Origin of the sequence: Sphingomonas sp., assembly GCF_019746015.1 — a bacterium.
Classification (GTDB): domain Bacteria; phylum Pseudomonadota; class Alphaproteobacteria; order Sphingomonadales; family Sphingomonadaceae; genus Sphingomonas.
Map to the genome: position 1 here is coordinate 25,474 of NZ_JAIESM010000052.1, position 7,282 is coordinate 32,755.

Annotated in this window: 3 protein-coding genes and 1 tRNA gene; 2 read left to right on the top strand and 2 right to left on the bottom strand. The window is 64.4% G+C overall.

What is annotated here, in order from left to right:
- Positions 1-83 precede the first annotated feature (83 nt).
- Positions 84-2,240 (bottom strand): TonB-dependent receptor, encoded by a 2,157-nt coding sequence (locus tag K2Y03_RS07930; RefSeq protein ID WP_294089781.1) that lies wholly within the window; start codon positions 2,238-2,240, stop codon positions 84-86.
- Between the two features lie 336 nt (positions 2,241-2,576).
- Between K2Y03_RS07930 and K2Y03_RS07935 the strand changes: the two genes are divergently transcribed.
- Entirely contained in the window at positions 2,577-3,044 is a 468-nt protein-coding gene (locus tag K2Y03_RS07935; protein ID WP_294089783.1) for an SET domain-containing protein-lysine N-methyltransferase, read from the top strand.
- 122 nt (positions 3,045-3,166) lie between these two features.
- A complete protein-coding gene (locus K2Y03_RS07940; RefSeq protein WP_294089785.1) occupies positions 3,167-7,108 on the top strand; it encodes a non-ribosomal peptide synthetase in 3,942 nt (1,313 codons plus the stop codon).
- A gap of 98 nt (positions 7,109-7,206) precedes the next feature.
- Here K2Y03_RS07940 and K2Y03_RS07945 read toward each other — a convergent pair.
- Positions 7,207-7,282 (bottom strand) — tRNA-Lys (locus tag K2Y03_RS07945).

Below are 7,282 nucleotides of genomic sequence, written 5' to 3' on the forward strand. Positions count from 1 at the left end.
GAGGTAACGTCACGCCGAAGATCGGTTAGTCCCGTCAAATCGGATATCGCCAACAGACTCGCCCGCGTGGGGCGGACCGGCCACTAGAACGGGAAGCGCAGGCCTGCGGAAACGGTGGTATTCGGCCGATAGCCGGTGCGGCTCGACAAGGGCGACACGCCACTGACCGGGCCGAAATACACCTCTGTCGTCACGTCCAGGCGCAGCATCGGCTGGCGCCCGCCCGGTTTTTTGCCAAGCGCCTGGCCAAGGCCGAAGTAGAACTCGACATATTCGGGATAGCTGCCGATGTTCGCCACGCCATTGATCGGCCGGTTGGCACCCTGGCCGCTGCCATATTCAAAGCTGAAACTCGGGGTCAGCTTGCCAAGGCGGTTTTCCAGCTCGATCGCGCCGCCGCCCGAGAGCGTCCATTGCTGCGAATGGTCGGTGTAGATGTACTGGTTGGCGATCACGCCAAGCTCGGGCGCATCGAACAGATACGCGTTTGACGTGATCCGTCGCCCGCGTTGCTGGCCGCGCGCGACGTTGAAATAGGCGTTGAACGGCCCGCGCTCATAGGAAATCGCCGCTTCCACACCCCAATTCTCGCCGCGTGCAAAATTGAACGGCGTTTGCACCAGCGTATCGCCGATCTGCTGCAGATCGAGCAGACTATCGGAAAGCTTGAGATAGCCGTTCAGCGTCAGTGTGAATGCGCCGACATATTTTTCCACGCCAAAATCGAAGCTGTGCTGGCGCTCGGCAACGACCGGGGCAGCGGTGCCGTTGATGAACGGCGCATTGGTGTTGCGCAAAGCGCCCAGAATGCCACCGCCCAGCAGCTCGATCGGCGGCGGGCTGAAATTGCGGGCATAGCCGATATGCCAGATGATCGTGTCAGTCGGCGTCCACACCAGGTTGGCACGCGGTGAGAGCTGGTCTTCGTCGATCAGGCCCGAAAACCGGTCATAGCGCAGCCCGAAGTTGAAGGTCAGCGCGTCGGAGAGGTCCCACTCGTCCTGCACATAGGCGCTCCAGGTGCGGGTGGTGATGGCGGCGCGCACCGGCACCAGCCGCGAGACGGTGCCCGTCGGGGGGCCCAGCACGCCGACCGGGAACACGCGGTTGACTGTGTCACCGGTCAGCCGATCCTCGCTGAAATAGCCGCCAATGCTGATGATGTGCGAGTCGCCGACCTTCCAGCGCAGATCGGCCTGCCCGCCCCAGACCAGGCTCGACTGTACGAAATCATTGACCGTTCCGCCGACCAGCGCGGCCGTGCCCCCCGCAACCGGCGCGTACCTTGTCCGCGCGTGGCGCACAAAGGGCGAAAGGGTAACCTCCCATTTGTCGCTCTTGTACTGATAGGCAAGGATCGCAAAGCGCGTCTGGTTCCACTGCGTCTGGTCAAGCGCAGACGAATCGAACAGGCCTTGCCGGTTCAGGCCCACAACGGCGGGATCGAGCGCGGTATTGGGAATCCGGTAGTTGAACGATTCCAGCCCGCCGATCGCCGTCAGGCTGCTCGCATTGGTGAAGTTATAGGATGCGTAAGCGAACCCGTTCCCGTAATCGGCACTGTCGCGCACCTGATTGGCGGTGCCAGGGGCCGCATAGGGCTCGCCCTGATCACGCAGAAAGGTGCCCGACACGAAGACGTTGAGATCGCCGATCGAATCGCGCACGGTTGCCGTCGTCTGCAGATAGCCGTTGCTCCCGCCATAGACGCTGACATCGGCATCATGCGTGAACCTGCCCGTTGGCGTGTCGAACGCGATGACGCCCGATGTGCGCAACCCGAATTCCGGCAGCAGGGCACCGGTCGCGACATCCACTGAGTCGGCCAGCCGGTCGTCGAGCAGAGCACCATAGGCGGCGAAGCTTTCCGGAATGATGATGCCGTTCAGCCGATACTGGGCGCCCAGATGCTCGTTGCGGAAGAACACCTCGCCGCCGCTGCCGGCGTTTTTGGTAACCCCGGGCAACTGGAGCAGCATGGTACGGAAACTGGCATCAAGGCCGCCGGGCCGGTTTTCAAGCGCGCGGCGGCCAAGGTGGCGCACCGCACCACCGCGCCACGTGGGATCTCGCGCAATGCCGGCCGACCGGGCGGTGACGACAACGTCATTAGCCGACTTGTCGCCGGCGGGCTTCTCGGCGCCAGGCTTGTCGCTCTGCGGCTTTTCATCGGCTGCCGGCTGCGGCGTTCCGCTGGGCGGGCCGGTTTCAGCCGCCGCGGCCGCCGAGGCCGAAATCACAATCAAAAGGCCCAGAAAGCTGCTGCCAGCGAAATTGCGCACGTGGATCAGGCCCCCACCTTCCCGTTCATGACAGCGTGTGTGCCTGCCGGCCACAAATAGCAAGACCGCTCCGGGGATCGCGCCCGTGGCGCCACCAAGCCATTGGGTTGCATCAATAATGCTGGTGCTTCGTTCGATGATCGTGTCGTTGCGCGCTGAATTTGCGCCACCGCCGACATTGAATTTGACACTCGCCGTGCGAATTGCCCATGACCTTGGCAGCGATTCGAGCCGGGGTGTCTCTTGACGAGTGATGGCAGCACGGCCGGTGTCGATAGCCGGGCCAGCGATCCGATGGACGCAAATCTTGCCGATCGGCGCAAGGTGGGCGTGCTGCGTGCCCGTGGCGAATATGCGCTGATCATGCTCCAGGCGGTGGCGGCCGGCGAGAAGCTGTTCCGGCTCGCGGGGATAGAGACGGGTACCCCGACCCGCTATTCCATACAGATCGGTGGCGATCAGCATCTTGATTGCTCGCCCGACATTGGTGAGCAGGACTTGCTCGACCGCTATTTCTGGCGCTTCATGAACCACAGCTGCGCACCGAGCGTGACCATCGCCTACCCCTATGTTGTCGCGCTGCGCGATCTGGCGCCATGGGATGCGGTGACGTTCAACTACAACACCACCGAATGGGACATGGCCGAACCCTTTGCCTGCCGGTGCGGGGCGGAGAGCTGCCTGGGCGAGATCAAGGGATTCAAGCATCTGACCAAGGCGCAGATTGACCAGCTACCGGCGGTTGCGCCCTATCTCGGATAGCAATCGGGCCGAGTGATGTTGCTGCCTGAGCCCAGCGCCGGTCCTTTGCGCAAATGTGCAGGTCGCAGACGGCTATAAACTAGGGACGTGGAATGCTCTCTCCTCCGAGACTCGTGCCAGGCTTGCTCCATGAGCTGCTCATCGAACCTGCCGCGCGCGACAGCGAGGCCATAGCGATTGAAATCCCCCCTGGCCCCGGGCGCGCCGAGCGGCAGACGCTGAGCTATGCCGCGCTGGTCGCGCTGTCCGACCGGCTGGCGCTTCATATCGTGCCGTTGATCGAGGCGGAAAGCATCGTACCGCTGCTGCTGCCGCGCACCTCGCCGATGATCTTTGTGGCACAACTGGCGGTATTGAAGGCCGGCGGCGCCTACACCTCGATCGACCCGTCCTTCCCCGATGAACGGATCAGCGAGATTGTGGCCGATGCCGCGCCCAGGTGCCTGCTGTCCGACGCCGCCGGCCTGGCACGGTTGCAGGGGCTGCAGGGCGACGGGCTGATCCTGCTTGATGTCGATGCACTCCCCGATCGTGAACCCCCCGAAGGTGCCGCCCTGCCAGCGGCCATCTCACCCGAGCAGCTGGCCTATGTCATCTACACCTCCGGCACGACCGGACGGCCCAAAGGGGTGATGATCGAGCATCGCAGCATCGCCAATCTCATTGCCGCGAACGTCCAGGAATTTGGCCTCACGCCACTGGATCGCGTGGTGCAGAGTTCGTCACCGGCCTATGATTCGTCGCTTGAGGAAACCTGGCTGGCCTTCTCTTCAGGCGCGACACTGGTTGTGATGGACGACGCGGCGGCACGGCTGGGGCCAGACGCTGTCACATGGCTGCAGGCCGAGCGCGCGACCGTGTTATGCCCGACGCCGACACTGCTGCGCAGCAGCGGGTGCGTGGAGCCGCAAGCGGCGCTGCCGGCGCTGCGGCTGCTCTATGTCGGTGGTGAAGCGCTCCCCCGCGACGTTGCCGATGCCTGGGCGCCGGGGCGGCGGCTGGTCAACGGCTATGGCCCCACCGAAACCTCGGTCGTTTGCCTGCGCGGCGATGTGCGCGCGGGCGAACCCATCACCATCGGTAAGCCCGTACCGGGCATGCAGGCCTGGGTGCTTGACGAGGCGCTCAATCCGGTGGCCGAGGGAGAGCAGGGGGAATTGTGCGTGGGCGGCGTCGGCGTCGCGCGCGGCTATCGCAATCGCCCGGAACTGACGACAGAGAAATTCGTCGAGCACCCGATGTTCGGCCGCCTGTATCGCACGGGCGATCTGGTCCACCGCGATGCCAGCGGCGACTATCATTATCACGGGCGGATCGATGCGCAGGTCAAGATTCGCGGCTATCGCGTCGAGCTGGGCGAGATCGAGGCAAGGCTTGCCGCTTCTCCGGACGTTCGGGCGGCGGCGGCGCGGTTGCAGGACAATGGCGGCGTGCCCGAGCTGGTCGCCTATGTCGTCCCGGCCGATCCGGCCGTGCCGGTTGATCTGAACCGGATCAGGGCCTCGCTTGCCGGCGCGCTGCCGAGTTACATGGTGCCGCGCCAGATCGGTACGTTGCCCGAACTGCCGACCACGGTTGGGGGGAAGCTCAACCGCGCAGCGCTCCCGCCGCTGGTGCTTGCGGACCAACCGCAAATGGGCACGATGGTCGGCCCGGCGACGCCGCTTGAGCAGGCCCTTGCGGCGGCCGTCGCCGACATTCTGAAGCGGCCTGACGGCGTGTCGGTCGAGCATGATTTCTTCGAGGATCTGGGCGGTGATTCACTGAGCGCGGCGCTGCTGGTCACGCTGTGCCGCGAAGAAGCCAGCACCAGCTGGATCACCGTCAGCGACATTTACGAGGCGCGCACCGTACGTGCACTGGCCAAGATAGGCGCAGCGGCGCAGCCGGCCGTGTCGTCAGCCGCGGCCAGCCTAGAGCGCAATGGCATAGCAAAGCCATTCCTCGCCAATGTCGTGCAGATGAGCTGGCTGGCCGGCGAACTGATGATCGGCGCCTGGGCCGGCTGGGCCGTCGCCTTCAAGCTGATCCCGTCATTGCTCGACGGTCTCGACCTGGTGGCCTTCATACTGCTCGCGCCGTCGCTGCTGCTAGCCGGCATCGCCATCTATGTGCCGGCATCGGTGGGCTTTGCCGTGCTGGTGAAGCGGCTTCTGATCGGTCGCTATCGGCCGCTGCGTGCGCCGGTGTGGAGCCCCTATTATCTGCGCCACTGGTGCGTGACTCAGGCGGTACGGCTGATCCCCTGGTCGTTGCTGGGCGGCACGGCCTTTCAAAGCATGGTCCTACGTGCGCTGGGCGCGCGGATCGGGCGGCGGGTGCATATCCATCGCGGGGTCGACCTGATGCGCGGCGGCTGGGATTTGCTCGATATCGGCGACGATGTCGCGCTGGGTCAGGATGCCCATGTCGGCCTGGTCGAGCTTGATCGGGGCGACATTGTCGTCGGCGCGATCACGATCGAGGCAGGCGCCACCCTGCTGGTACGGGCATCGGTTGAGGGCGGTTGCCATATCGGCGCGGGCAGCGTGCTGGCGCCGCTTTCGGTGCTCAACGCAGGCGGCACCATTCCGCCCGGGGAATATTGGGACGGGGTGCCCGCGCAGCGCATAGGCCTGGCCCCGGCGGCCCCCGTGGCGAGCGGGGGCGGGGCGCTGACGCCATGGCAATATGGCATGGCGCTTATGGCCGCAGAAGCGCTGATGGTGCAGCTGGTCAGCCTGCCGATCGAGATCATGGCATTGGGGGCTTGCTGGCTTGCGGGCATCAGCGCGGATGATCTCTGGCGCTGGACCGAGCAACCCGTGTTTGACGCACAAATGCTGGGCATGGTGATCGCGCTTGCTGCCGCTTCGGTGCCGTTATCGGTGGTTTGGAGCGCGCTGATTGTCCGCTCGCTGGGGCGCGTGCAGCCAGGCGTCATCAGTCGCTGGAGTCTCGCTTACATCCGAGTCTGGCTGAAGACCGGCCTTGTGCATGCCGCTGGCGAGTGGCTGAGTGGGGCGCTGTTCTGGCCGCTGTGGCTTCGGGCCGCGGGTATGCGCATCGGCCGAAAATGCGAGATTAGCACGATTATCGACGTGGTGCCTGAACTGGTGACGATCGGCGAGGAAACCTTCTTTGCCGACGGCATCTATCTGGGTGGGCCGGAGGTCTCGCAAGGGACCGTGCGGCTCGCGCCCTTGACGCTCGGGCGCAACACCTTCCTTGGCAATCACGCTGTCGTCCCCGCCGGGCAGACACTGCCCGAGGACATTCTGATAGGCATCGCAACGGTTGCCGATGCGACCAAGATTACCGCCGGCCAATCGCGCTTCGGCCATCCCAGCTTCGATCTGCCACGCCGCCAGATTGTGGAAGTCGATCGAAGCCTGACGCATGACCCTTCCGCCATCCGCTTGGCAAACCGCCTGTTCTGGGAAACGCTGCGCTTTGCTATCCCGATCTTTCCGGTGCTGTTGTCGATCGGCTGGTTCTGGCTGTTGGAAAGCGGGGCGGAGCGGGCGTCGCCGGTGGTTTTCGCGCTGCTGGTCATCCCCGGCATTACAGTGCTGCCGCTGGCTCTGCTGTGCCTGGCGGTCGCGGTGCTGAAGTGGGGGCTGCTCGGACGCGTCAAGCCGGGCCAGCACGCGCTCTATTCCTGCTGGGCGAGCCGTTGGGACTTTGTCTTCGTCGCCTGGGCCAAATGGGGCGCGCCCGTATTGCAGCAGCTGGAAGGCACCTTTCTGCAGATCGCCTATTTGCGGCTGATGGGCGTCAGGCTGGGGCGGAACGTGGTGTTGGGGCCGCAATTCGCGCAGGTGGTCGACCCGGACATGATCGAGATTGGCGATGGTGCGACGGTATCGGCAATGTATCAGGCGCACACTTTCGAGGACCGGGTGCTGAAGATCGACAAGGTTCGCGTTCTGGAGGGTGCTACTCTCTCGGCAGGCACGGTGCCGCTCTACGGCGCGCTGGTTGGCGCGCGGGCGCATGTGGGCGCGAACAGCGTGATCATGAAGCAGGAACATCTGTCGCCCGGGCTCAGCTATCAGGGAGTGCCAGTGCGCATTGTCGGCTGATCGCCCTCGACCAGCGCCGCACCGGGCGCACTCGATATTGGCAGTTTCGGGCGAAGCAGTTTTCGAGAGGCGATTCCAGCTATCTGAAAATCAATATCTGGTGGGTCCGCCGGGATTCGAACCCGGGACCTCTCGATTAAAAGTCGCTTGCTCTACCGACTGAGCTACGGACCC